This is a genomic window from Litoreibacter meonggei (assembly GCF_003663885.1).
Classification (GTDB): domain Bacteria; phylum Pseudomonadota; class Alphaproteobacteria; order Rhodobacterales; family Rhodobacteraceae; genus Litoreibacter; species Litoreibacter meonggei.
This window is the reverse complement of sequence record NZ_RCCE01000001.1, coordinates 38,012-63,698: the sequence shown is the minus strand read 5'-3', so window position 1 is coordinate 63,698 and position 25,687 is coordinate 38,012. Positions and strand designations below refer to the sequence as shown.

Below are 25,687 nucleotides of genomic sequence, written 5' to 3'. Positions count from 1 at the left end.
GGTTGTCTGGTCCGCTCAGGCGACTATCATACTCGATGGTTTACGCAGTTAAACACGATTCCATCACCGTGCTAATCGGCCAAGTGGATCGCAAACCTGTTGCGGATTGCCCGATCCACTACCGGATCAAACTCCGCATTTGACCGCTGTGCCAATATCGCTTCTTTCTTAGCGGTGGCGTTTTTCAGCAAATCCGGTTTGTCCTTCTCGGCCCATTCCTTGGGTGACGTCCGGTCGCCAAGCTCAGGGTAGACGTAGTCGGTTTCCATCCGGCTCAGCGTTTGATCCGCGCCCAAATAGTGCCCCACACCCTTGGCCCCATCTACGCCCAGACAGGTGGCGCGCATTACATCTAATGCGAGCGTTTCGTCATTGACCTCGATTCCGCGTACACAACGCAGCGCCTGACCGATCAGATCATTGCCCAAGATCAAGCTCTCGTGGCAAAATCCCAGCAAAGATGCATGCATTCCTGCCGCCTCGTAGACCATGTTCAGCCCTGACAATCCGGCCATGACGTTGGAGCACATCTGCTCCCACCCCGCCTGCATGTCCGGCAGTTTGGAATCGGACGCGCCTGCGGCGGCCCCGCCCGGAATGCCGTAGAACTGGTGCATCTGCGCGCAGCCAGCAGTCAGCAAAGCCTGCTCGCCAGAGCCGACCGACATCGCCCCGGTACGAAGGTCCAAACCGAAGGGCCACGTGCCGAACACCGCGGGATGACCCGGCTTGATGGCGTTCACATAGACCACGCCCGCCAGACATTCCGCCACCGCCTGCACTATCGCACCAGCAACCGGCGAGGGCGCCGTGGCACCCGCCATGCCCGCCGACAGCAGCAGCACCGGCATGCCACCTGCGATGCATTCCTCCATCACACGGCAGGCCTCGGTGGCGAATTTCATTGGCGGCACGACAAAGCAATTGGTGTTCGACACGAAGGGCCGCGACCGCCACGCATCCTCACCCCCTGCGATCATGTGCAACATCTCCAGCGCGCCCGCGACGTAGTCCGGCTCGGTGAAAGACACGCCGACATGCTTGGTGGTGCCGCGGGTGCAGGCGTAGATGGTGTTCAGGTCCATTTCGTAATTGTCGGCAATGTCGCGGCACACCATGGGCCGTTGCAGAAAGTGGATGTTGTCCAACTGGTCGGCAATTCGGGCGGCGTCAAACAAATCTTGAACGGTGCTTTCGCGGTAGTCACGGCCTGCCACGTCCACCACATGGACCGCAGCGCCAGCCGTGCCGAAATGCACCTTCCTGTCGCCCAAATGTAGGTCGTTCTCGGGATCGCGTCCGCATAACGTCATGTCCTTGCAGGCGACCGCCAGCATGTCCTCTACCAATGCGCGGGGGAAGCGGATACGCCCATCTTTGCCTAGAATTGCCCCTGCGCCGGTCAAAATTTCAACGCCGCTTTCCGGCGCATCCGCCAGTCCGATTTGCTCCAGCGCCGTCAATGCGGCTTCGTGGATATTGGCGATGTCGATGTCGGACAGAACGCGCAATTGCCCGCCTTCCATACCGGCGCGAATGGGGCGTTTGTCAGTGGCAAGGGGGGCTGCGCGCATGGCACGGCGCGCGGCGCGGCCTCCGGCGCGGCGGGGAGAGCTTGGGGACTGGTCGTTCATATCAGGAGCTTTCGCGGGGGAATGTCAGGGCATGGCTTGCGGTCAAACCTGCACTGGGCGCCCTCGCGCGGCGCGTCCTCGGCGGGCGCCAATCGTGCGCACCACCAGAACGTCTATGCATCCGTGTTGCTGCATATATGTCCTCCTGGACGCCAGTTTTGGTGTCAGAAGTGCGTCATTCTGTCCTGTTTGCGCCAAACGGGTCTGTTTGCGTCATCAAAACGCTACCAACTGCCCGATGATCCGCCACCGGAAGAACTGCCGCCGCCGAAGGAGGAGGATGAGGAGCCCGAACTGGACGAGCTCGAGCTACTGCTCTGGGTCACGCGCGGGATTGTGGTCGTCTCAGTGGCAGTGTGTCCGCAATTTTTGCAGGCATGATCCAACTGCGCGATGCCCGTGCTGGCGGTGGTTGCAGGGCTCAGCACGGTCCGTGTGGTCTCGTAGGTATGGTATTTGCATTCGGGGCAGGCGGCGTGTTTGGAGAACCACTTAGGGTAGCCAATCACCGTGACGTGCTCATCCCTAGGGCAAAACCAGACGCCATAGTCCTTTGATTTGACTTGCTCCTCGATCAACTGGCCATGATCCAGATATTGGTCCTCCTGCGCGTCTCCCAACCGCATCATCATCTTCCCGCATTGTGGGCATTTGCGGGGCCGGTTGCGTTGGAAGCCTTGAAAACCAAAGAACCCCGCGACCGCCGTAACGGCAGCGAGGATTGTCGCGAAAAACGGGCTGCTTTCGAAAAACGCCAATATCCGGTCCACAAGGCCCACGACGCGCGGTTCTGGTGCTTGCTCAAGCGCGCGTGGTGTCAGCGGGCTTGAGGATTGTGGTTGGCTACCGGTTGCAGCCGCTTCCTCTGGAAGTTTGATGCGGCTCAGCGCGGCACGGGTGCCCGCCAAAATGCCATCCGCCACACGGCCCTCTTTGAAGGCGGGAATGATTTCGCTTTGAATAATGCGGGCCGCAACGCCGTCTTGGCGGGCTGGGTAGCCGGCCCCTAGAGCGATCCGCACTTCTCGGTCGTCAATTGCCACCAGAAGCAGCAACCCGTCATTTCGCTCGGCATTGCCGATGCCCCAAGCGTTGAACAAGGTTTTGGAGAAGCTGGCGATATCGCTGGATGGTAGATAATCATCGCGCGAACGGATGGTCACCACCGTCATCTCGCGGCCCCGATGATCGCGGGCGGCCTGAAGCTCTGCGTTGATCAAAGCTTCGGCTTCCGGGCTTAGGATGTCCGCAAAATCATTGGTAAGAACGGTGTAGTGCTGCGGGTAGGGCAGTTTGTCCTGCGCAAAGCCAAGCCCCGGCAGAAACGCCATTACAAGTACAATAAGAAACCGACCCATCACTCATCCTCGTCTAAAAACCTTAGACGATGTGATGCCCGTTAACGCATCAGCTTGTCCACCTCTGCGCCCGAGATTCCTGTGCCCAAGGCGGTGAAATCACCATCCCCGAACATCGACAGGCCAGCGTCATGGATAACTCGATGCGTCGCTCGCGCCAATGCCGAGCCAAGCGAGATGCGCGCTACTCCGAGGGCGGCGTATTCCTTAAGCGAGTGTTTCGAATACGGACCCGCCGCAAGCACGTTCACCGGTTTGTCCGTGGCGTCGATCACCCGCTTTAAATCGTCCAAGCTCTTGGGCATCGGTACATACAGCCCGCCCGCGCCCGCGTCGTCAAAGGCGCGGATGCGCCGGATCGCTTCGTCAATGTCGTAGGCCCCGGTCATCACGCCATCAGCCCGCGCCACGAAAAAGAAGTCGTTCTTCAACGCCCCTGCCGCGCTGGACGCAGCCCGCACTCGCTCGACCGCCAGATCGAAGTCATAGACGCGGTCGGATGCCTCGATCGTGTCCTCGATGCAGATCCCCGCCAGCCCGATCTCCCCTGACAAACGCACCGTCTCCGCGCAGGTCTCCGGCGCTTCGCCGAAGCCGTCCTCGAAGTCGCCCGAAACGGGAACATCCACGGCAGCCATCAAATCCTGCGCATGGGCCAGCGCTTCATCGCGGCTGACTTGTCCACCATCGCTCCGTCCCAAGGTGAACGCATGGGCCAAGGAAGAGGTGCCGATTGCCTGCGCCCCCAAAGCCGCGAGCATCTTGGCCGAGCCTATATCCCACGCATTCGCCAGAATGAACGGATCGCCCTTCTTGTGCATTTCACGAAAAGTCATGGCTGTATCTCCTTGGCAAAGCCCACCAGCGTCTTCAGCGACGCTTCGAATGCGCTGTCTTCAACCGTCATTGCCACCCGCACATGCCCCGCTGCTGATGCGCCGAAGCTCTCGCCCGGCATCACGGCGATATGGTGCGCCTCCAGCAACTTGTCCGCGAACGCCTCGCCGCTCAGCCCCGTGCTGCGCACGTCCAGCATCATATACATGGCCCCTTCGGACGGGACCAAGCCAACCACATTCTGCTCCGCCAGAATGTTCTGGCCGATGGCGCGGCGGCGTCGGAACGGTTCCGCCACCTTCTCCTCCAGCGCCAGCCCTTCGCCCAAGGCAAACACCGCCGCGTCCTGAATATAGCCCGGCACGCCGTAGGTCGTGTGGGTCGCCAGATTGAACAGGTTCTCCACCACGTCTTCCGGTGCCACAACCCAGCCGATCCGGCTGCCCGTCATCGCGTGGCTCTTCGACATGGAGCCGACCACCAAGGTCCGTTCCGCCATCCCGTCCAGCGTGCGCGGGCTGATATGGGTGCCGTCCCACACCTGCGTGTCATACACCTCGTCAGAGATGCACCACATATCATACTCGCAACACGCCCGCGCGATGCCCTCCACGGTCTCCCGCGAATAGACCACACCGGTCGGGTTGTTCGGCGTGTTCACCAGCAGCGATTTCGCGCCCGCAGACTTCGCTGCAATGTCCGCAAATACTGGCTGGAACGCGTTCTCCGGCAGGCACGGCACGGCACGCGGCACGGCGCCTACGCCCCGCAAGGTGCCGGGGTAGGTGGCATAATAAGGGTCGCAATACAGCGCCAAGTCGCCCTCGTCGCAGACCGCATGATGCGACGCAAACAACGCTGACTGCCCGCCGGGCGTTATCAGCACATTGTCGCGCGTGGTATGCACGCCCGTCCGCGCGGTCAGCCGTGCCGCCACCGCGTCACGCAGCGAATCCGTACCGGGCACGGTGGCGTATCCCGTATTCCCGCCGCTTGCGCTCCGGTGCATGGCGTCCAGAATGCTCTGATCCGTGCGGATGTCATGCTCGCCCTGCGTCAGCTCCGTCACGCCGACGCCTGCGCCGATCATCCGCCGCGCTTTGTAAAACACGTCCCACCCGTCAGAGCCGCCACCCGTCAGCCCCTGTATCCTGTTCGACAATTCCATGTGCGCCTCCTTCGAAAGTCCGCAGACAGGGCCAGCCCGCGCGCCCCGTGTCAAATCGAAATTTGTGATTGCGGACAAAACCACGCTCGACCGACGCGGCCCGACCTGTTACCAACGCCCCATGACGACACGCACCATCATTTGTTGCTGCATTACCATCTGAGATTTCTCAGGCGGGTCGTTTTGCGTTTTCCATCTTTGGTCAGTTTCGCTAAACCCGCCGCAACACCCGCGCGCGAGGCCAAAATGACGATCAAGCTCTACAACACCAAGACACGGCAAAAAGAGGTCTTCAAACCACTCGTTGACGGCAAGGCGTCGATGTATGTCTGCGGCCCCACCGTCTACGAGCGCGCCCATCTGGGCAATGCCCGCCCCGTGCTGGTCTTCGACATGCTTTACCGCTTGCTGCGCCATGAATACGGGGCGGAGAACGTCCAATACGTGCGCAATTTCACTGACGTGGACGACAAGATCAACGCCCGCGCGGCGCAGACAGGCCGCCCAATCTCCGAGATCACCGACGAGACGATCGGGTGGTTCCTCGACGACATGGGCGCACTTGGCGCGCTGGAGCCCACCGACATGCCCCGCGCCACCGCCTACATCGCCCCGATGATCGCGATGATCGAAGACCTGATCGCCAACGGCCACGCCTATGCCGCCGAGGGTCACGTGTTGTTCAAGGTGCGCAGCTACAAGGACTACGGCAAACTGTCCGGCCGCTCCGTCGACGACATGATCGCGGGCGCACGGGTAGAGGTTGCACCCTATAAAGAGGACCCGATGGACTTCGTCCTGTGGAAGCCATCCTCCGACGATCTGCCCGGCTGGGACAGCCCATGGGGCAGGGGCCGCCCTGGTTGGCATATCGAATGCTCCGCCATGGCCTATAAGCTTTTGGGCGCGGCTTTCGACATCCACGGCGGCGGCAACGACCTGACCTTCCCGCACCACGAAAACGAAATCGCGCAAAGCAAATGCGCAGGCCACGATTTCGCAAATGTCTGGATGCATAATGAGATGCTACAGGTCGAGGGTAAGAAAATGTCCAAGTCTCTTGGCAACTTCTTCACCGTCCGCGATTTGCTTGAGCAAGGCGTGCCGGGCGAGGTGATTCGCTTTGTGATGCTGAGCACGCATTACCGCAAGCCGATGGACTGGACGGAGAAGAAGCGGGAGGAGGCTGTGTCTCATTTAACTAGATGGCGAGCTTCGCTTTCCCAACGAACTGCGGGCACAATTGATCCTGAAATTGTTTCAGCATTATCCAATGATCTGAATACGCCTTTGGCGCTCGTTCGCCTCCACGCGCTTTGGAAGAGCGGGCAGCAAAGCGACTTAGATTCCATGGCTGCATCACTTCGTTTCATGGGAATTGACCCAGCGTTGCCTAGTGTGGACCCGTTTGATGAAGAGCCACAAGTTGGTTACGGATTGACCTCAGGCGACAGGGAGACAATTGAAGCGATTTTCACTCATTGGAATGGTTTGAAAAAAGAGAAAAACTTTGAAGCCGCTGATTTGATACGCAAGCAGGCGACAGAAATGGGCCTCGATCTTCAAAAGTGGCTAGTTAGTATCAACGGAGAGGATGCGGTGAATCCATTGATACTTTCCACGGATAAGTTGCGTGATTTGCGGGAATCCCTCAAATGAGCTCTCGCGAGCGCCTCACCCTGTTCGACACCACCTTGCGTGACGGACAGCAGACGCAAGGGGTGCAGTTCTCGACCCCTGAAAAGATCGAGATCGCCAAGATGCTCGACCAGCTTGGCGTCGACTATATCGAAGGCGGCTGGCCCGGTGCTAACCCGACCGACAGTGAGTTTTTCTCGAACGCGCCGAAGACGAAGGCCACCATGACCGCGTTCGGCATGACCAAACGCGCGGGCCGCTCGGCGGAGAATGACGACGTTCTGGCCGCCGTTCTGAACGCCAATACCCCCGCCGTGTGCCTTGTCGGCAAGACCCATGACTTCCACGTCAAAACGGCGCTTGGCATCACCCTCGACGAAAACCTTGAAAACATTGAGAAAAGTTTTCAGCATATCATCAGCCAATCCCGCGAAGCGCTGTTCGACGCCGAGCATTTCTTCGACGGCTACAAGTCCAATCCCGATTACGCCCTGTCCTGCATCCACGCCGCTTTTAATGCGGGTGCGCTGGTTGTTCTGTGCGACACCAACGGCGGCACACTTCCTGCGGAAATTACTGAAATCGTTGGGAAAGTCATCGCCAGCGGTATCCCCGGCGACCGTCTTGGTATCCACACCCACAACGACACAGACAACGCCGTCGCAGGCTCCTTGGCCGCCGTCGATGCAGGCGCGCGGCACATCCAAGGCACCCTGAACGGGTTGGGGGAGCGGTGTGGCAATGCCAACCTGACCTCCCTGATCCCGACCTTGCTGCTGAAAGAGCCTTACAAGTCCCGCTATGCAATTGGTGTCAAAGCAGAAAACTTGAACCTGTTGACCTTGGCGTCCCGCAAGTTGGACGACATCCTGAACCGCGTTCCCAACAAACACGCGCCCTATGTGGGCGCCTCGGCGTTTGCGCATAAAGCAGGTCTTCACGCCTCGGCAATCCTAAAGGATCCAGCGACTTACGAGCATATCGACCCAGATTTGGTCGGTAATTCCCGCATCATCCCGATGAGCAATCAGGCGGGGCAGTCCAACTTGCGCAAACGTCTGGCGGAGATGGGATTGAAAGACATTGATACCAGTGCTTTGCCGCGCATTCTTGATGTAATTAAGCAGCGCGAGGATGACGGCTATTCCTACGACACCGCCCAAGCCTCGTTCGAGCTTCTGGCCCGCCGTGAGCTTGGCCTTCTGCCAAAGTTCTTCGAGGTGAAGCGTTACAAGGTCACCGTGGAGCGTCGGAAGAACAAATATGACAAGATGATCAGCCTGTCCGAGGCCGTTGTCGTGGTAAAAGTGGGCAAAGACAAGATGTTGTCGGTGTCGGAGAGCATGGACGAGACCGGCTCCGACCGCGGTCCTGTGAACGCCTTGTCCAAGGCGCTGGCCAAGGATTTGGGGCCGTATAGCGCCATGATCGATGACATGCGCTTGGTCGATTTCAAGGTCCGCATCACCCAAGGCGGCACAGAGGCCGTGACCCGCGTCATTATCGACAGCGCCGACAGCAAGGGCCGCCGCTGGTCGACAGTTGGCGTGTCGCCCAACATCGTGGACGCCTCGTTCGAGGCGCTTTTGGACGCGATCAACTGGAAGCTGGTGCAAGAGGGCGCGCATGTCTCTTGAGGCGTGCCGCGCCTTGGTGGAGCGCGCGGACCCCGACAGGTTTGCAGCCGCCCAACTGGGTACTGAGGCGGCGCAAAAGGTGCTCTGGCCGCTCTATGCGATGAATGTCGAGGTCAGCCGCGCGCCATGGGTGACCCAGGAGCCGATGATCGCCGAAATGCGCCTGCAATGGTGGCGCGACGCGTTGGAAGAGATCGCCGAGGGCAAGCCGGTACGCGGGCATGAGGTCACCACTGCGCTGGCTGCATCTTTAGGGGCCGCCGAGGCAGCGCAGCTTGATCGATTGGTCCAGGCGCGCCGTTGGGACATCTACAAAGAAGCTTTTGAAGATGAGGTTGATTTGCTGACCTATCTGGACGACACCGCTGGTGGTCTGATGTGGGCAGCTGCCTGCACCCTTGGCGGGCCCGTCGATGCCAAAGATGATGTTATCGCGTATGGGCGTGCTGTAGGCTTGGCCCGTTTTCTGCAGGCCGCGCCGGAGCTGGAAGCCCGAGGGCGACGTCCTTTAGTTGACGGCCGGCCGCAGGCCATCGCTGACCTGTGTATGCGCGTGCTGGCGGCTATGCCGTCACACGCTGCATTGAAGCGAAAATTGGGGCCTTACGCCGCATCGGCGCTTACCGAAGGCTGGCAGACGCGCGCGTTGTTGAAGCAAGTCATCGCTAACCCCACGCGTGTGGCGGACGGGGCTTTGGGCCTAAGCGAGTTTGGAAAGCGTTGGCGTTTGTTGCTCAGCTAGAGGCCTGTTTGGGCCGTAGGGCCAGCCAGATCAGCGCCCCACCCGCGAGGGTCAGGAACGGCACCATCGCAATATTCACAGCATTCCAGCCCTCGATGGGCGATCCACCGGAGCAGTTCATCAATCCGCCAGAGGCCAGAGAGGCCAGCGTGACACAACCGAAAACGATGGAGTCATTGAGGCCTTGAACCACGCCGCGTTCGGCAACTGTGTGCGAGGAAGCCAGCATTGTGGTGGCCCCGATGAACCCGAAATTCCAGCCGATGCCCAGCAAGATCAGGGCCGCGAAGAAGTTGCCTAGCGTCACACCAGTCAACGCAACGACGCCAGCAAGCCCCAGAATGGCGAGGCCGGTTGCCATGATACGTTCGACGCCGAAGCGGTTGATCAGGTGGCCGGTGAAGAAGGACGGGATAAACATCGCCAAAACATGTGCGGACACGATATCGTTGGCATTGGCGGAGGTGTATCCACAGCCCATAACGGCCAAGGGGGTCGAGGTCATTACGAGGTTCATCAACGCGTAGGAGACCATACCGCAGATGACTGCAACAGCAACGCGCGGTGTTTTTAGCAACTCCATCTTGGTGCGAACGGCTTCAGTGGTTTTTGCCTTGGCCGCGGCCATGGCTGCGGCATTTGGCAGGTCCAGCAGAAAGAACAGAAACAAGCCTGCCAAGTTTAGCACTACGATTGCGACATAGCTCCCAAGGAAGGGAATAACGCTGAAATCAAACATCAGCTTGTTGAGTTGTGGCCCGACGATTGCAGACAAGAGTCCACCTGCCATGACATAGGAAATCGCTTTGGCACGGAACTGCTCGGAGGCGCCGTCGGCAGCTGCGAAGCGGTAAAACCCCTGCGCGGACATGTAGATGCCGCTAATGTAGCTGCCCAATAGCAGCAACAGGAAGGAGCCGAAATAGAGGCCGAACCCTGCCACTGCCGCACCCAGAGCCCCTGCGAGCGCACCGATGACAAACCCCGTGCGCCGCCCGCGACGTTGCATCAGCGGGCTGATCCAAGGGGCGGTGGTCATGGAGCCGAACACGATCATCGAAATCGGTAGCGTGGCAAGGCAGGGGTTCGGGGTCAGCGTGTTCCCGACCAATCCGCCCACCACGAACAGCATCGGCATCTGGCTGCCAAGAATGGCTTGTGCTGCGACCAGCACCGCCACGTTGCGGCGGGTGCGAGGATCGGATCGGGCGGGGGCTGTAGCTGCGTCGTTCATGCGCTATCGCTACGCCTAGTTAACGGGGGTGTCCAGATGGTCAATGATGTGCGCGAAGGAACCGCAGACCTGCCCCTTGCGCAGGCCCATCGGGGGCAGCGCGGTGCCTTCAGCATCAGTGGCCTTGAACAACGGCTCGCCCTCGGCTTTTAGCGTGGTGGCATAGTGAAATTCATGGCCTTTGAACGTGCCTTCGAACGGGTGTGCTTTGGCGGACAGGTTTCGATAGCCTAGATGCAGTTTCCGTTCCGCAAAACTGGTCTGCAGGTCGAGCAATCCGGCCATCTCATGAGGGGTGCCGTCGGCGTCGATCAGGGTTTCGCCAAGAACCATGTATCCACCACATTCTCCATATATATCAATCGTTTCCGCGGCACTTCTCAAGCTATCCATAAAAATGGAATTACCCGCGATACGGGCTGCGTGCAGTTCGGGATAACCACCGGGTAAGAACACAAGATCGCACGGGGGGACAGGCTCGTTTTTCAATGGAGAGAAGGTGCTGATCGGTGAGCCGCCCGCTTTCCAGTCGTCAAGTAAATGGGGGTAGGCGAAGGCAAATGCCTCGTCTTGCGCAACAGAGATGCGCGCGTAAGGGAGTGTTACTCCTGATTGCCTTTGGGTGCGCGCGACGACGCTTGAGGGCAGAGCATCCAGATCGACATGCGCCTCGACCAGATCGGCCACCTGATCCAGCCATGTGTCCAGATCGGGCCGCTCGGACGCCTGAACCAACCCCAGATGCCGCGAGGGGTGGGCCAGATCGGCGCGCCGTGGCAGGGCCCCCAGAACCGGTAGATGGTCAGGAAAGTGACGTCGCAACATTGCCTCGTGGCGTGGGCTGGCCACTTTGTTCAAAATGACACCCGCCACATGCACGCCCTTGCGGTGGCGCGTAAACCCTTCGGCAATTGCAGCCGCGCTTTGCCCCATGCCGGAGCCATCAATCACCAGTACAACCGGAATCCCCAGAATTTCGGCGACATCCGCAGCGGAGCCTTTGCCGTCCGGCAGTGCGCCATCGAACAGACCCATGGCGCCTTCGACCACCAGAAACCCGTCACCAGCCCCTTGCGCCAACCCGCGGATGCGTGGCGCACTCATCGCCCAGGCATCAAGGTTGGGGCAAGGCTGTCCACAGGCGGCCTCGTGAAAGCGGGGGTCGATGTAGTCAGGGCCGGACTTCGCGCCACGCACCACGCCACGGCGCGACAAAGCGCGCAGAAGTCCCAGTGTCACGGTGGTTTTTCCAGAGCCGGACGAAGGCGCGGCGATGAGCAGCCCGTGACCGGGGATCATGCGCTTTCGGCCGGGCGGCCTCGGCCAAGTGGGTCCAGATTGCGGGGGGCAACACCGGCGATTTGCCCCTGCCAGTCCAGTACCTGCCGCATGGCAACGGCGCGCCCGACGCAGATAATTGCTGGCGGCTCGGCACCGGAGGCTTCGATGTCTGCGACGCAGGTGCCAAGCGTTGTTTCCAACACTTGCTGATGCACGGTCGTGGCGGTGATGACAATCGCGACAGGCTCGGTTGCGGGGCGGCCTGCGTCCAACAGTTGCGCGGTGATATGGGCGATGTGCTTCATGCCCATGTAGATCACGATGACCTGCGAGCCTTTGGAAATCGCCTGCCAATCAAGGCTGCCCGTGGCGTTGCCCGATTGATCGTGACCGGTCACGAAGGTAACAGACTGGTTAACATCGCGGTGGGTGACGGGGATGCCGGCATAGGCCAGCCCGCCGATGCCCGCACTGATGCCGGGTATGATGCGGATAGGGACGCCGTGTTGCACTAACGTCTGGGCTTCTTCGCCGCCGCGCCCGAACACGAACGGATCGCCGCCTTTGAGGCGCAAAACGCGTTTGCCTTCTCGCGCCAGATCGACCAGCCGCAAGGAAATGTCGCGCTGCTTGGCGGAGGGTTTGCCACCGCGTTTGCCCGCATAAATATGCTCGGCCTGCGGGGCCCAGTCCAGAATGGCCTCTTGCACTAGCGCGTCGTATATCACCACATCCGACTGCCGGAGTGCGTTCAGCGCGTGCAGGGTTAGCAGGCCGGGATCACCGGGGCCTGCGCCGCATAGCCAGACCCAGCCTTTTTCAAGCACGGGCCATTGGCCTTGGGGAAGGGGCATCGAGTCGCTCATGGTCCCTTTATGACCTGTAAGCTGCCCGTGCAAAAGCGAAAGAGCGACGCCGCAATCGCCATTGGCGGCGCGGTGGCGTGACGTTAAGGTCGCGCTTATGAGTGAGGACACCCTTCCCAAATTGCGCCGCGGCTGGACGACCGGCGCTTGTGCCACGGCTGCCACAAAAGCAGGCCTGCAGATATTGTGGGGTGGGGACGTGCCGTCAGCGGTGACCATTACTTTGCCAAAGGGGGAAACACCGGTGTTTGCACTGGCCTCGGTGGCACAGGGCGATGGCTGGGCCGAAGTGGGCATCGAGAAGGATGCAGGCGACGATCCTGACGTGACGCATGGGGCGATTATCAAGGCGCGGGTTGCCGTGTCAGACGGTGGCGTCGTGTTCCGTGCCGGTGAAGGCGTGGGGACAGTCACCAAACCTGGGCTGCCCATCGGCGTTGGGGAACCTGCGATCAACCCTGTTCCACGCGCGATGATGGACGAAATTGTTGCCGAGATGGCCAGCGAATATGGAAAAAGTCCTGATATTGAGATCACCGTTTCGGTTGAGAACGGGGCGGAGATCGCCAAGAAAACCTGGAACCCGCGTTTGGGTATTGAAGGTGGGTTGTCGATTTTGGGGACGACTGGCGTGGTGCGCCCGTTTTCGTGTTCTGCGTGGATCGCCTCGATACATCGCGGGATAGACGTTGCACGGGCGGTAGGGATAACCCATGTGGCGGGCTGCACTGGGTCAACCTCGGAGCGCGTGGTGCAGCAGATGCTGGGCTTGCCGGATCACGCGATGCTCGACATGGGGGATTTCGCTGGCGGGGTGCTTAAATACTTGTCCCGACATCCTGTAGACCGGATCACAATTGGCGGTGGAATTGGAAAAATAACCAAGCTGGCGCAAGGTGCGCGGGACTTACATTCCAAGCGGTCTCAAGTCGACTTTATCGCTTTGAACGAATGGGTTGAACTGGATATCGCATCCTGCAACACCGCACTGGAAGCCGTCACCATCGCACCAGAATTGGCGGCGCGTGTCGCTGTGGAAGCGTTACAACAAGTGAAGCTCATCTTGAAGGACGCACCGGTAGAGCCGAGCATCGTGATCATTGATCGTGCGGGCACCGTGTTGGCGACGGCGGGGCTATGAATATACTTTTGCTGGCCGGCACAAGCGAGGCACGGGATTTGGCGCAGGCTTTGGTTGCGCGTGGCCACGCCGTTACCGCCTCATTGGCTGGTGCGACCCGCGCGCCGCGCAATCTTGGCTGCGACACGCGCATAGGCGGGTTTGGCGGAGAGCAGGGCTTTCGTGACTGGCTGGCGAGCCATCCCGTCGATTTGGTGATCGACGCGACCCATCCGTTTGCAACTAGAATTTCCGAACGCACGGCGCGGATTTGCGATGATGAACAGATTGTAAACCTGCAAGTTCTGCGTGAGCCTTGGAGTCCAAGCGGCGAAGATAATTGGGTTTTTATTGACCACCCAAATCAGGCGCCTGACATTATCGCCGCGGGATCAACTGTATTCCTCGCGACAGGACGTCAGACTTTGGAGCAGTTCGAGGGTTTGTCGTCGTGCTATCTGATTTGCCGTCAGATTGATCCGCCGGATGGTCCTTTTCCGTTCGAGAACGGCAAGTTTTTGGTCGGACGGCCCCCTTTTTCCATAGAAGACGAGGTTCAGCTGTTTACCGAACTGGGTGTCGACTGGCTTGTGGTGAAAAACGCAGGCGGGCAGATGTCACGCTCCAAGCTGGATGCGGCGCGGCAGATGCGAATGCCGGTTCTGATGATTAACCGAATGCCCCCACCGGATGGGCCAATGGTCACGACGGTTGAAGCAGCACTGGAGTGGCTTGATGCGCATTATCAAGGGTGACCCTTGCGTGTCCGAGGGGGCCGCATGGCTGGCCGCGCGCGAGCCGCGCTTTGCGCTGGCATTGACGCAAGTCGGACCCTTGCCGCTACGATTGAAGCCGGAGGGGTTTTCGGAGTTGTTGTCTGCAATCATGGGGCAGCAGGTCTCTATCGCCTCGGCTGCGGCGATTAACGGTCGATTGCGCGATGCCGGGCTGGTGGATGAAGCCTCGGTTTTGGCCGCTACGGAAGATGATCTGCGGGCTTGCGGTCTTTCGCGGCAAAAAATCCGCTATGCTCACGCATTGGCGAGCTCTGGCATCGACTTCGATGCGCTGCGGGCAAAAAACACGCCAGAAGTCATCAAGACATTGACTGCTGTGCCGGGCGTCGGATCGTGGACCGCGGAGATATATGCGATGTTTTCCCTTGGCCATGCGGACGTGTTCGCATCCGGTGATTTGGCGTTGCAAGAAGCGGCTCGCATTTTGTTTGAATTACCAGACAGGCCGAAGGAAAAAGAGATGCGCCAGATGGCGTTGGACTGGTCCCCGTGGCAAAGCGTTGCCGCCCGCATCTTGTGGGCCTATTACCGGGTGGCAAAAGATCGAGAAGGGATCACATGACACGTGTTTTGGAAAGCAGCCGCAAGGCATCGAAATCGGGCGAAGACAGCTCGTTGGTGATCTTCTTGCACGGTTATGGTGCGGATGGTGCGGATTTGCTGGGGTTGGCTGACCCTTTGGCGGAGCATTTACCGGATACGGTTTTCGTTGCGCCAAACGCGCCCGAGCAATGTACAGGCAACCCTATGGGGTTTCAGTGGTTTCCCATTCCATGGATTGATGGCTCATCCGAGGAAGAATCGGAGCGTGGGATGATTCAGGCGGTTGATGATTTGAACGCCTATATCGACGCCACGATGGAAGAAGAGGGCGTGTCCGAGGCGGAAACTATTCTGGTCGGATTTTCGCAAGGGACCATGATGGCCTTGCACATTGCTCCGCGCCGTGCGGATCAGTTCGCGGGTGTCGTTGCGTTTTCGGGGCGATTGTTACGACCTGAATTGCTGGCCGATGAGGCCAAGTCGAAGCCGCCCGTGGTGTTGATCCATGGGGATCAGGACGATGTTGTGCCGCCAATTTCAATGCCGGAAGCAGGAGATGCGCTGCAAGAAGCTGGCTTCCCTGTATATGGTCACGTCATGAAGGGCACCGGTCACGGGATCGCGCCGGATGGCCTTGGGGTTGCGTTGTCGTTTATCGGGCAACAGCTTGGGCTGGACCTTGGCTAACGCGCCTAACTGCGCCTTTGAGTAGCGCGTAGGAATACAATTGGTGTATTGGTAACAAGGCGTTGAACAGGAAACCTAATTTGCCAGTTTTTTGATCGGCAGTGACGGCGGAGCCGAAATACAACCGAGTGCCACCGCTCGCTTCGCGCGTCATGAACCACGACCTTGTCCTTGATGCCATGTCGCTCATCAGTAGCTGGTTTTCGCTACGATCTTCTACATCCCACCCGGCGAAGCGCGTTGTTTTGCCATTCGCAATGTCAGCAGCATCGGTATCGCTTGAGGGACGTCTGGCGGCCAGTTTCAGCACAACACGCTCGCAACGAAACAAAGGCGCGGTGTAGAAGGCTTCGACGAACTCGGGCAGACTGACCTGTTGAGGCATAGTCACAGCGAAGCAATCCGTATAGTGGCCCGAGCCATCAGCATAGAGGCGCAAAAGCGCGTCGTCAGGCAGCGGCGGAGTAGAGACTTTCAGCATAGCTTGATCCCTTTCACGTATTTCAACGAACCTAGCAACCTGACTGCGGTGATGCCCCTGCGGATAATCGTCACATGCCCGTTACTCAGACAGGCCATGTTTGTTGCAAGAGCCGCCATATAGCGGGGCTTGTCAGGTGAGAATAACGATATATAGTTTTTTTAGAACTGGGGCGGGGCTCCCCGCTCTGGTGTTCGCAACGGCACTACAGAGCAGGAGACTTCTTCTCTATGGACGGCGACTTCAGGAACGATTTTGTACGTGAACCGGGGTGTTTGAAACACAATCCGGCATTGGTTCTAAACGCAGATTACCGGCCGTTATCCTACCTTCCGCTGTCATTGTGGACGTGGCAGGAGGCCGTGAAAGCGGCCTTTCTGGACCGTGTCACGATACTGAGCGAGTACGACGATGTCGTCCGTTCGCCATCTATGGAAATTCGCATCCCTAGCGTTGTGGTGCTGAAAGACTACGTGAGGCCCCAAAAACAAGTGGCATTTACGCGATTCAACCTGTTCCTGCGCGACGAGTTTTGTTGTCAGTACTGCGGCGCGCGGGGGGATTTGACCTTTGACCACGTTGTGCCGCGCGCGCATGGCGGGATCACATCATGGGAAAATGTCGTGGCTGCGTGTTCCAAATGCAATCTGCGCAAAGGGTCGCAGTGGTTGCATCGTTCGGGCATGTCCTTGCGCAAGGCGCCCGTGCGCCCCGGTGCGGGCCAGTTGCTGAACATCGGGCGCAAGTTCCCGCCGAACCATCTGCATGAAAGCTGGATCGATTTCCTATATTGGGACGCTGAGCTGGAGCGCTAATCATCATGCGTAAACCGGAATAGGCCTATGCCGAGCAGCTGGCCCCGCCTAGGACGCAGAATTTTGCGCAATGCGGGTGGTTTAGCTGCACGTCCTTTTCGGCCTCTTCCAGCGTCTCGCCCAGCTCGAACTCGGGGGTGTATGCCAGTAGCGTGCAGGCGAGCACTGCGGGCTTGTCCGCCCCTTTGCGTTTGACGACCATCCGCGACGACGAACACATAACCGCATCTGGCGATTTGTCCAAAATGCTCCAGCAGTCAGTGGTGATTTCGGGAACCTCTACGTTTTCGTCCATTTCAGGGAAAAGAACTGTCATGGCAGGGTCTTGTGCATCGATATTAAAGTTGAAATTGGCGAATATACGGGCGTAACCTTCACGTGCGGAGGCGTCGCTTTCGGCCCAAACCGACCTGCCTGCAACGGCCATTCTTGCGCCTTGATCGCTCAGCCATTGCATGCCGTCGATTGTCTTGGAAAACGCGTCTTTGCCGCGTTCTTTGTCATGTACGTCCGGTGACCAATGATCGAGCGATATGCGCAAAGTGAGTTGGTCACCATATTCACTTATCAGCGCGGATAGGTCTGCACGCACAGATTTGCGCATCATTGGGCGCATGGCGTTGGTCAGGATCAGAACGTCGTAGCCGCGATCCAACGCCGCGCGCGCCATACTGCACATATCAGGGTTCATGAAAGGCTCACCGCCGGTAAAGGCAATTTCGCGTACGCCCCATTTGCGGGTTTCGAGCTGGTCGAGATAGTCCTCGACCTCCGCAGTCGTCAGATAGACCAAGGCGTCATTGGAGGGCGATGACAAAATATAGCAGTTTTCGCATTCGATGTTGCACAGGGTTCCAGTGTTGAACCAAAGCGTTTGTGGATTTGACAGGGCAACTGATGCACGGGTTTCACCCTTCGCAGTCACGTAAGGATCCGAGAATTTACCCGCATTTGCCTGCAATACGGTGTCGAGTTGGTCTTTCATCGGTCTTCTCCGTTGCCTGTTGATCTTGGCTATCGTGTTGCGGTGCGAAGAGAAAGTCTCCTGTGTATCTTCTGACACGCTTGTGACCGACGTAGGGAGTGTTAGGGTTCATAGAGAAATTTGCACTGGAAGTGCAGCGTCGTTAGCGCTAACAATGCGGCAATGTCACGCCAGAAAAAAGGGTAGCCCCATGGTCTCACGCGTCATTCCTGTAGAGAGCTTTGATCTTGTAATCTTTGGCGGCACCGGTGATTTGGCCCGTCGCAAGATTTTGCCGGGGCTGTATCGGCGCTTTTTGGCGGGACAGATGCCCGAGGATGCCCGGATCATTGGTGCAGCGCGAAGCGATTTGGACGACGACGGGTATCGGGCGCTCGTGCGCGAGTCCATTGGCGAGTTCGTTTCCGAGAAAAAGCGCAAGCCTAAGGTCGTGGACGCGTTTTTGGCTCAATTGCATTACACGTCAATTGACGCCAAAGGTTCGGGCGGCTGGGATACCCTTGCCAAACTGGTGCGCAAGGACGTAGTTCAGGCGTTTTACTTCTCGGTTGGGCCAAGTTTGTTTGGCGATCTGGCCACGCGATTGCATAAACACAAGATCGCCAATCCCGAGAGTCGTATTGTCGTTGAAAAGCCGTTTGGTCGTGATCTGGAAAGCGCCAAGGCCTTAAATGCCGTGCTTGCAGCCAGCTTTGACGAGCACCAGATTTACCGCATTGACCACTATTTGGGCAAGGAAACCGTGCAGAACCTCATGGCCGTACGCTTCGCCAACATGCTGTTCGAGCCGCTTTGGAACGCCCAATATATCGACCATGTACAGATCACGGTGGCTGAAACGGTGAGCGTCGGTGGACGCGGGGGCTACTACGACAAATCCGGCGCGATGCGGGATATGATCCAGAACCATCTGATGCAGTTGCTTTGTTTGACGGCTATGGAACCCCCGTCGCGGTTTGATCCCGACGCGGTGCGCGACGAGAAGCTGAAAGTGATCCGCGCGCTGGACCCCGTGCCGTCCGAGAATATCGTACGTGGTCAATATGCGGCAGATGAGGGTCAGGCGTCCTATATCGAGCATTCCGAGAACCCTTCGAGCAAGACCGAGAGCTTTATCGCGATGAAGGTCGACATCTCTAACTGGCGTTGGAAAGGCACACCGTTCTATCTGCGTACCGGCAAGCGCATGAAAGGGCGGATGTCAGAGATCGTGATCCAGTTCAAAGACGTGCCGCACTCGATCTTTGAAGAAGATGCCGGAAGCAAGGCAAATGTGCTGGCGATCCGGCTGCAACCGGACGAGGGCATGGACCTTCGTGTGACCATCAAGGAACCGGGCCCAGGCGGTATGCGCTTGATCGACGTACCGCTGGACATGACATTTGCCGAAGCACTTGGGCCGGAAGGCGCGGATGTGCCGGACGCCTACGAGCGGCTGATTATGGATGTGATCCGTGGTAATCAGACGTTGTTCATGCGCGGCGACGAGGTCGAAGCGGCTTGGGCGTGGACCGATCCGATTATCGAGGGCTGGCAGAACCGTGGCGATAAACCGGTTCAATACGAGCCGGGAACAACGGGCCCTGAAGATGCGTTGATGCTGTTGCACCGCGACGGGCGGCGCTGGCGGGAGATTAAATAATGGAACTTATCGAATATCCGGACCGCGATCTGATGATGATCGACCTCGCCAACGAACTGGCAGGGGAGCTGAACGAGGCGTTGATGACCCATGATCAGGTCAGCTTTGCTGTGCCGGGTGGCTCGACACCCGGTCCGGTGTTTGATGCCCTGTGCGCGGCCGATCTTGATTGGAGTCGCGTGACCGTTTTGGTCGGGGACGAGCGGCGGGTGCCGGCGGACCATGAGCGGTCCAACGAGCGTATGATCCGCGCGCGTCTTCTGACGTCGCGGGCTGCGGCGGCGAACTATGTGTCGATCAGGCCGGATGGCGATGCGTTGCCCGATATATCCGCACATCTGCCACTGTCGGTGCTGGTTGTGGGGATGGGGGCGGATATGCATACCGCATCGCTGTTTCCGGGCTCCCCCGATTTGGAGGCCGCGTTGGCCTCTGATGCGCCGGATCTGATGATGGTAGAAGCTTCCGACGGGTTGGAGCCGCGCGTTACCCTAAGCGGTCGCGTGTTGGAGGAAGCCATGAGCAGCCATGTTCTGATCGCGGGCAAAGAAAAGCGCGAAGCACTGGATCGTGCTACCCACGCAACCCGCATGGAAGCCCCAATCCGGACCGTCCTTGCGAATGCAACCGTACATTGGGCGCCGTGATGAATTGGACCGACCTGAAAACCAGTGCCGAACAGCGCGCAACGCTCGCAGCTCTTTTCGGGGAAAATCCCAACCGTGCGCACGAATATTCCGTGCAGCATGGCGACATGCTGTTCGACTACTCCAAAACCCAGATTGGCGCGGACGACCGTGCGTTGCTTTTATCAATGGCTGCGAACGCTGGTGTTGAGGCGCGGCGCGAGGCCATGTTTTCAGGCGAGAAAATCAACGAGACCGAGGACCGCGCGGTGCTCCACACGGCGTTGCGCGAAATGGGTGACCGCTCGGTGTTGGTCGATGGTGTAGACGTCATGCCGGGCGTGCGCGAGACCCGCGCGCGGATGGCTGATTTTTCCGAAGCTGTGCGATCTGGCGCTGTCAAAGGGCAGGGCGGTGCGATCACGGATGTGGTTAATATTGGCATTGGCGGCTCTGATCTTGGCCCTGCAATGGCTGTGTTGGCACTGGCGCCGTATCATGATGGGCCACGGGTTCATTTTGTTTCCAACGTAGACGGCGCGGATGTTGCTGACACGCTACGCGGGCTGGACCCTACGACGACGCTGGTGATTGTGGCGTCCAAGACGTTTACCACGATTGAGACCATGACCAACGCGCGCACCGCGCAAGAGTGGATGGCCGAACGTGTAACGGACACGGGCGCGCAGTTTGCAGCGTTGTCTACCGCTGAAGACAAGACCGCCGAGTTGGGCATCGCGCCGGAGCGTGTGTTCGGGTTCGAGGATTGGGTCGGCGGACGCTATTCCTTGTGGGGGCCGATTGGTTTGTCTCTGATGATTGCCATCGGCGCGGATGACTTTGATGCCTTCCTGCGCGGTGCCTATGACATGGATTGCCATTTCCGCGATGCACCGCTGGATCAGAACCTGCCAGTGATGCTTGCTTTGGTTGGAGTTTGGAACAACCAAGGCTGCGGCCATGCGACCCGCGCGGTGCTGCCCTATGATCAACGCCTGACACGGCTTCCGGCGTATTTTCAGCAGCTGGAAATGGAAAGCAACGGCAAATCCGTGGCGATGGACGGTTCTGCATTGGACGTGAATTCAGGCCCTGTGGTCTGGGGTGAGCCCGGCACGAATGGACAACATGCGTTCTATCAATTGATCCACCAAGGCACGCGAGTTGTTCCGTGCGAATTTATGGTGGCGCGGGAAGGTCACGAGCCGGAGCTTGCGCATCAGCACGAGTTGTTGGTGGCCAACTGTCTGGCGCAGTCCGAGGCATTGATGGTGGGTCGCGGCCTTGAACAAGCAACTGCGATTATGGCGAAGCGTGGGCTAACGGGTGCTGAGTTGGACCGCCAAGCGCGCCATCGGGTGTTCCCCGGCGACCGGCCTTCGACGACGCTGGTTTACCCCAAGTTGACCCCGTTCGTGTTAGGCCAGATCATCGCCCTGTACGAGCACCGCGTGTTTGTTGAAGGCGTGATGCTTGGGATTAATTCCTACGACCAATGGGGCGTTGAGCTTGGCAAAGAGCTGGCCAATGCGCTGACGCCGGTGCTTCGTGGCGAGACGTCTGACAAAGGCAAGGATAGCTCGACCCGTCTGCTGTTGGATTATTTGCGTCAGCGCGACTAGGCGTCCACCGCCCCGTCGCGTGACTTCAGTAGATCGCGCAATTCGGGGCTCATCGGACGTTTTGTGCCATCTGCATTCAGCTGCACGATCACGGCATGTGACGTGGTGCGCAGCTTCCCGCCGGACCATACGGCGTAGTCCATCTTGAAACTCGACTTACGGAGCACACTTGAACGACCCGTGACGATATAGTCCTCGGCCAACTTCATCTCGGCGAGGTAATCCACCTGGACCTGACGCAGCACCAATTGTGGTGCGTCTTCGCCAATGTAGCCAATGCCGTAAGCCTGCATGTATTGAATGCGAAAGCTCTCGAACCAGCCAAGATAGGCCGCATTGTTGATGTGTCCCAGCGGGTCAAGCTCGCCGAAGCGCGTGCGGTCAGCGACGCCAAACCTCCAGGGCTCGGGGATGCCAAATGCGCGAAGCGTGTCGGCGTCTAGGGGCGTATGATAGGGGAGTGTTTTCATAATATTTGGAGCGGGTAACGAGAATCGAACTCGTAACTAAAGCTTGGGAAGCTGCCGTGATACCTTTTCACCATACCCGCCTTGGCTTTGAATTAAGTGAGCCGCGCGGTGACGTCAAGAGCGCCTGCGTCGCCTGCGACCGCCGTCTTTGTCTCCGCCACCTGTGTTAAAGTTTACATCTGGCAAGGTGAGAATGGCGAACAGGTTCGGGAATGATTCAACCGCGTTGGGGATGTTGGAGGCGTTGACAAAATGTTCCTGAAAGCGTGGCTCGATGGCGGTTTCAATCTTGTGGATGTCATGCACGGTCTGCTCGATCTCGGCGCGGGCCTTGGTGTTCAACAATGCGATCCGCGCGCCAGTTCCTGCGGCGTTGCCGGCGGATGTAACCTTATCAAGCGGTGCGTCAGGGATCATGCCCAAGACCATGGCGTGTTTGGGCGAGATATGCGCACCGAACGCACCGGCCAACACGACGCGGTCAACGGTGTCGACACCGAATTTGTCCATCAGCAGGCGCGCGCCAGAGTAGAGCGCGGCCTTTGCCATCTGGATTTCGCGGATGTCGCGGTTGGTAACAGTGATCGGGCGCTCTGGGTCGTCATAGACCATATAGCTATAAGTTCTTCCATCCTGAAAACAACGGCTTGTACCAGTTTGTTCAGGTGATCCGATCAGGCCGGGACCGTCGACGATGCCTGCCATGCGCATTTCGGCCACCATCTCGATGATGCCAGATCCACAGATGCCTGTTATGCCCGTACTCGCGATAACTTCGTCAAAGCCATCTTCGTCGGACCAAACGTCAGAGCCGATCACGCGGAAGCGTGGCTCTTTGGTCACGGGGTCGATTTCCACGCGCTCGATCGCGCCGGGGGCCGCGCGTTGACCGGAGCTGATTTGCGCACCCTCGAAGGCGGGACCGGTGGGCGAAGAGCAGGCAAGGACTTTGTCTTTGTTGCCAAGCAGGATTTCGGCGTTGGTGCCGACGTCCACAACCAACACAAGGTCCTCGGATTTATCAGGGGCCTCCGACAGTGCAACTGCGGCGGCGTCTGCGCCCACGTGACCCGCAATGCAAGGCAGGATATAGACGCGGGCGGCGGGGTGTAGGTTTAACTCCAACTCAATGGCGCGCAGGGACAGCGCTTCGGATGTGGCAAGCGCGAAGGGGGCTTGGCCCAGCTCGAACGGGTCAATACCAAGGAACAGGTGGTGCATGACTGGGTTGCACACGAAGACCGCATCCACGATCAGGTCGCGATCAATCTCGGCTTCGGAGGCGATCTGCACAAAGAGCGAGTTCATGCCTTCGCGGACCGCACGGGTCATTTCCTCGGCCCCGCCGGGGTTCATCATCGAATAACTGACGCGGCTCATCAGGTCTTCACCAAAGCGGATTTGCGGGTTCATGATGCCGGATGATGCCACGACTTCGCCCGTCGCCAAATCGCATAGATGCCCCGCGATTGTCGTGGAGCCGAGATCGACAGCAAGGCCATAAACCGTCCCATCATAGAATCCGGGCCAGATATGCATGATACGTGGGCCGAACATGTTGTCGCCAAGGTGGACGGCGCAAGTCACCTTCCATTCCCCCTTACGCAAGGTCGGTTGAAGCGTTTTGAGCAGGCCCAGATCAACCTCCAGCGCGGGCAGGTCCCAGTCGTGGCGCAGGGCTTTAATCAACCGCTCCAGATCACCGGAGGGTTCATGCATGTCGGGCTGCTCTACTTCGACATAGTACAGCTTGGTGGATGGGTTCAGGGTAATATCACGCGCTTCGACACGCTTGCGAACGACTTGTTTGTGAACTTGGCTGCTTTCGGGGACGTCGATGACGATGTCGCCTTGCACTTGAGCCTGACACCCAAGGCGACGACCTTTGGTCAGCCCGCGCTTGTCGTCATAGCGCTGCTCGACGCTGTTCCAGTCGGAAAGCGCACCATCGCGAACCGTGACGCCGTGCTTGGGGAATTCGCCGTATGACGGGGTAATCTGGCATTTGGAGCATATGCCGCGCCCACCACAGACGCTATCAAGATCAACACCAAGTTGACGCGCAGCTGTCAGGACAGGCGTGCCCTTGGGGAAATGGCCGCGTTTGCCAGAGGGCGTGAAGATAACGAGCGGGTCATGGTCGGACATAGGGGCACCGAAGCAGTTGTTTCTTCCTGAAGTTGTAGGACTTTCACCCCCATGCGCAATGGCCGTCTGCGACCTGATCTTGCAAGAATACGCATGGTTTTCATGAATGAGATCAAGTTCCCCCCGTTACTTCGGCTCAGGCAACTTCTTCTTGGTGAACGGGTGCAGAAACTGCTTCACGAAGCCACGTGGAACCTGCTCGCCCGCCACGCCGTAGCGCTTGGGCCAGCGGCCTTCGGGCATATGGTAGGTGCCGAACAAGCGGTCCAAAATCGGGAAGTGGATGGCGTAGTTGACGTCGATCGCCTCGCGCTCCGCGCCGTGGTGCCAATGGTGGAAGCGGGGCGTGGCGAAGGTGCTCTCGATTGCTTTCAGGTTCCAGCCGATATTGGAATGGATGAAGTGCGAGTAGAAATACACGATCAGCACATAGGCCTGAATAGCAGCCGGATCGAAGCCAAGGGTAAACATCGGGATCGCGGTGAAGCCGCGCAGTATCGCGATTTCAATAAAGTGCATACGAGAGCCTGCCAGCCAGTCCAGATGTTTGGCGGAGTGGTGAACGGCATGGAAACGCCACAGCGCCGGTATCGTGTGGAACGTGCGGTGGACCCAATATTGCACGAAATCCGAGAACACCAAAATGGCGAATAGCTGAACAAGGAAGGGCAGGGCGAAAACCCACTCCTGTATCGGCCCCATGTTGATGTAGCCGGTGATTAGGTTCGATGGCATCAATGTCAGGAATGTCAGGATTTGCACCATGAGGGAGGACACAAGGTAGTAAAACATGTCTTCCTGCCACTCGGGGCGGAAAACGGTTTGGTCGTTGTCTTGTGGGAAGTATCGCTCGAGCGGGACAAAGAGGAAGCCCAGGAAAACCACGTTCAGAATGAAGAAATCGAGACCAAAATACAGTGGCGCCGTTAGAGTAGATCCGTCATCCGGTGTCCCGATGAGGGAGACGATGACGATCATGAACAGCGCCGTCCAGCCCAGAATTTTGTCACGCGATAGCAGCAACGATACGAGTGCAAAGGCGTAGCCAAGCAGGAGCACCACTTGGAGCAGGAGTTGGAGATGCGCTGGCGTGATGACCGTCGCCAGATCGGGCGTTGAGAACAGGCCGGGGAAATACATTACTGCAAGAATTGCCGCCGCGGTGAGGCCCGCCAAAAGCGCGCCGCCACCGGATAACCAGCCGCTACCAAAAGGACGGTCTTCGCGCGGGCGTTCGAGTTGGGCCTTTAAGCGGCGGATAAAAGACACTGGGCAAATCTCCTGACTGAAATATATCAGCGTTTTGCCGCATCTTCCTGATCAGGCAAAGCGAAATATACCGCTTTGCCTTTTGTT

General features: G+C 58.6%; 23 protein-coding genes and 1 tRNA gene. 11 read left to right on the top strand and 13 right to left on the bottom strand.

The window, feature by feature from the left end; all coding sequences use genetic code 11:
• Positions 1–71: 71 nt before the first annotated feature.
• The 4 genes from BCF46_RS00280 to BCF46_RS00265 form a co-directional block, all read right to left on the bottom strand.
• A complete protein-coding gene (locus BCF46_RS00280; protein ID WP_121020585.1) occupies positions 72–1,634 on the bottom strand; it encodes a trimethylamine methyltransferase family protein in 1,563 nt (520 codons plus the stop codon).
• A 224-nt stretch (positions 1,635–1,858) separates the two neighbouring features.
• Positions 1,859–2,992, bottom strand: a complete 1,134-nt coding sequence (locus BCF46_RS00275; RefSeq protein WP_121020583.1) for a TPM domain-containing protein — start codon at positions 2,990–2,992, stop codon at positions 1,859–1,861.
• Between the two features lie 41 nt (positions 2,993–3,033).
• Positions 3,034–3,828, bottom strand: coding sequence for an isocitrate lyase/PEP mutase family protein (locus tag BCF46_RS00270; protein ID WP_121020581.1), 795 nt, complete (start codon positions 3,826–3,828; stop codon positions 3,034–3,036).
• Positions 3,825–4,997 carry a pyridoxal phosphate-dependent aminotransferase gene (locus BCF46_RS00265; protein ID WP_121020579.1) on the bottom strand — a complete coding sequence of 391 codons (1,173 nt, stop codon included), beginning with the start codon at positions 4,995–4,997 and terminating at the stop codon, positions 3,825–3,827. Before BCF46_RS00265 ends, BCF46_RS00270 begins: the two co-directional genes overlap by 4 nt.
• 246 nt (positions 4,998–5,243) lie before the next feature.
• Between BCF46_RS00265 and cysS the strand changes: the two genes are divergently transcribed.
• From cysS to BCF46_RS00250, 3 genes are read left to right on the top strand one after another with little or no spacing between them, the layout of a single operon-like run.
• Positions 5,244–6,656 (top strand): cysteine--tRNA ligase, encoded by a 1,413-nt coding sequence (gene cysS / locus BCF46_RS00260; protein ID WP_121022197.1) that lies wholly within the window; start codon positions 5,244–5,246, stop codon positions 6,654–6,656.
• The gene (gene cimA, locus BCF46_RS00255) at positions 6,653–8,272 is read left to right on the top strand and encodes a citramalate synthase (protein ID WP_121020576.1); all 1,620 of its coding nucleotides are present in this window, start codon (positions 6,653–6,655) and stop codon (positions 8,270–8,272) included. The genes cysS and cimA overlap by 4 nt, the downstream gene beginning before the upstream one ends.
• A complete protein-coding gene (locus BCF46_RS00250; protein WP_121020574.1) occupies positions 8,262–9,014 on the top strand; it encodes a squalene/phytoene synthase family protein in 753 nt (250 codons plus the stop codon). Before cimA ends, BCF46_RS00250 begins: the two co-directional genes overlap by 11 nt.
• On the opposite strand, the gene BCF46_RS00245 is transcribed toward BCF46_RS00250, so the two are convergent.
• Genes BCF46_RS00245 through cobA form a run of 3 tightly spaced genes read right to left on the bottom strand, consistent with a single transcriptional unit; the run spans position 9,007 to position 12,395 of the window.
• Entirely contained in the window at positions 9,007–10,248 is a 1,242-nt protein-coding gene (locus tag BCF46_RS00245) for an MFS transporter (protein ID WP_121020572.1), read from the bottom strand. The genes BCF46_RS00250 and BCF46_RS00245 overlap by 8 nt on opposite strands.
• Before the next feature lie 15 nt (positions 10,249–10,263).
• Entirely contained in the window at positions 10,264–11,547 is a 1,284-nt protein-coding gene (locus tag BCF46_RS00240; RefSeq protein WP_121020570.1) for a cobyrinic acid a,c-diamide synthase CobB, read from the bottom strand.
• Entirely contained in the window at positions 11,544–12,395 is an 852-nt protein-coding gene (cobA, locus tag BCF46_RS00235) for a uroporphyrinogen-III C-methyltransferase (RefSeq protein WP_121020568.1), read from the bottom strand. Before cobA ends, BCF46_RS00240 begins: the two co-directional genes overlap by 4 nt.
• A gap of 97 nt (positions 12,396–12,492) precedes the next feature.
• Here cobA and BCF46_RS00230 point away from each other — a divergent pair, with 97 nt between their 5' ends.
• Genes BCF46_RS00230 through BCF46_RS00215 form a run of 4 tightly spaced genes read left to right on the top strand, consistent with a single transcriptional unit; the run spans position 12,493 to position 15,542 of the window.
• On the top strand, positions 12,493–13,536 hold the full coding sequence (locus BCF46_RS00230; protein WP_121020566.1) for a cobalt-precorrin-5B (C(1))-methyltransferase: 1,044 nt from the start codon (positions 12,493–12,495) through the stop codon (positions 13,534–13,536).
• Positions 13,533–14,270 carry a cobalt-precorrin-6A reductase gene (locus BCF46_RS00225; protein WP_121020564.1) on the top strand — a complete coding sequence of 246 codons (738 nt, stop codon included), beginning with the start codon at positions 13,533–13,535 and terminating at the stop codon, positions 14,268–14,270. The genes BCF46_RS00230 and BCF46_RS00225 overlap by 4 nt, the downstream gene beginning before the upstream one ends.
• Positions 14,251–14,874, top strand: coding sequence for a DNA-3-methyladenine glycosylase family protein (locus BCF46_RS00220; protein WP_245989667.1), 624 nt, complete (start codon positions 14,251–14,253; stop codon positions 14,872–14,874). The genes BCF46_RS00225 and BCF46_RS00220 overlap by 20 nt, the downstream gene beginning before the upstream one ends.
• Positions 14,871–15,542 (top strand): alpha/beta hydrolase, encoded by a 672-nt coding sequence (locus tag BCF46_RS00215; RefSeq protein ID WP_121020560.1) that lies wholly within the window; start codon positions 14,871–14,873, stop codon positions 15,540–15,542. Before BCF46_RS00220 ends, BCF46_RS00215 begins: the two co-directional genes overlap by 4 nt.
• Here the strand turns inward: BCF46_RS00215 and BCF46_RS00210 are convergent.
• Positions 15,508–16,023 (bottom strand): hypothetical protein, encoded by a 516-nt coding sequence (locus tag BCF46_RS00210; RefSeq protein ID WP_211332752.1) that lies wholly within the window; start codon positions 16,021–16,023, stop codon positions 15,508–15,510. The genes BCF46_RS00215 and BCF46_RS00210 overlap by 35 nt on opposite strands.
• A 230-nt stretch (positions 16,024–16,253) precedes the next feature.
• On the opposite strand from BCF46_RS00210, the gene BCF46_RS00205 reads away from it, so the two are divergent.
• Positions 16,254–16,838, top strand: coding sequence for an HNH endonuclease (locus BCF46_RS00205; protein ID WP_121020558.1), 585 nt, complete (start codon positions 16,254–16,256; stop codon positions 16,836–16,838).
• A gap of 25 nt (positions 16,839–16,863) precedes the next feature.
• On the opposite strand, the gene BCF46_RS00200 is transcribed toward BCF46_RS00205, so the two are convergent.
• A complete protein-coding gene (locus tag BCF46_RS00200) occupies positions 16,864–17,823 on the bottom strand; it encodes a radical SAM protein (protein WP_121020556.1) in 960 nt (319 codons plus the stop codon).
• A 190-nt stretch (positions 17,824–18,013) separates the two neighbouring features.
• On the opposite strand from BCF46_RS00200, the gene zwf reads away from it, so the two are divergent.
• Genes zwf through pgi form a run of 3 tightly spaced genes read left to right on the top strand, consistent with a single transcriptional unit; the run spans position 18,014 to position 21,713 of the window.
• Complete coding sequence (zwf, locus tag BCF46_RS00195; RefSeq protein ID WP_121020554.1) at positions 18,014–19,465, top strand: glucose-6-phosphate dehydrogenase; 1,452 nt, start codon at positions 18,014–18,016, stop codon at positions 19,463–19,465.
• Positions 19,465–20,112 carry a 6-phosphogluconolactonase gene (gene pgl, locus BCF46_RS00190; protein WP_121020552.1) on the top strand — a complete coding sequence of 216 codons (648 nt, stop codon included), beginning with the start codon at positions 19,465–19,467 and terminating at the stop codon, positions 20,110–20,112. The genes zwf and pgl overlap by 1 nt, the downstream gene beginning before the upstream one ends.
• A complete protein-coding gene (gene pgi / locus BCF46_RS00185) occupies positions 20,112–21,713 on the top strand; it encodes a glucose-6-phosphate isomerase (RefSeq protein WP_121020550.1) in 1,602 nt (533 codons plus the stop codon). The genes pgl and pgi overlap by 1 nt, the downstream gene beginning before the upstream one ends.
• On the opposite strand, the gene BCF46_RS00180 is transcribed toward pgi, so the two are convergent.
• The 4 genes from BCF46_RS00180 to BCF46_RS00165 all read right to left on the bottom strand — a co-directional run bounded on the left by BCF46_RS00180 (position 21,710) and on the right by BCF46_RS00165 (position 25,600).
• The gene (locus tag BCF46_RS00180; protein WP_121020548.1) at positions 21,710–22,183 is read right to left on the bottom strand and encodes an acyl-CoA thioesterase; all 474 of its coding nucleotides are present in this window, start codon (positions 22,181–22,183) and stop codon (positions 21,710–21,712) included. The genes pgi and BCF46_RS00180 overlap by 4 nt on opposite strands.
• A 6-nt stretch (positions 22,184–22,189) precedes the next feature.
• Positions 22,190–22,263: transfer RNA gene (locus BCF46_RS00175), tRNA-Gly, on the bottom strand.
• A gap of 34 nt (positions 22,264–22,297) precedes the next feature.
• Positions 22,298–24,331 (bottom strand): ASKHA domain-containing protein, encoded by a 2,034-nt coding sequence (locus BCF46_RS00170; protein WP_121020546.1) that lies wholly within the window; start codon positions 24,329–24,331, stop codon positions 22,298–22,300.
• A gap of 126 nt (positions 24,332–24,457) precedes the next feature.
• The gene (locus BCF46_RS00165) at positions 24,458–25,600 is read right to left on the bottom strand and encodes a sterol desaturase family protein (protein ID WP_245989666.1); all 1,143 of its coding nucleotides are present in this window, start codon (positions 25,598–25,600) and stop codon (positions 24,458–24,460) included.
• Positions 25,601–25,687: the final 87 nt, after the last annotated feature.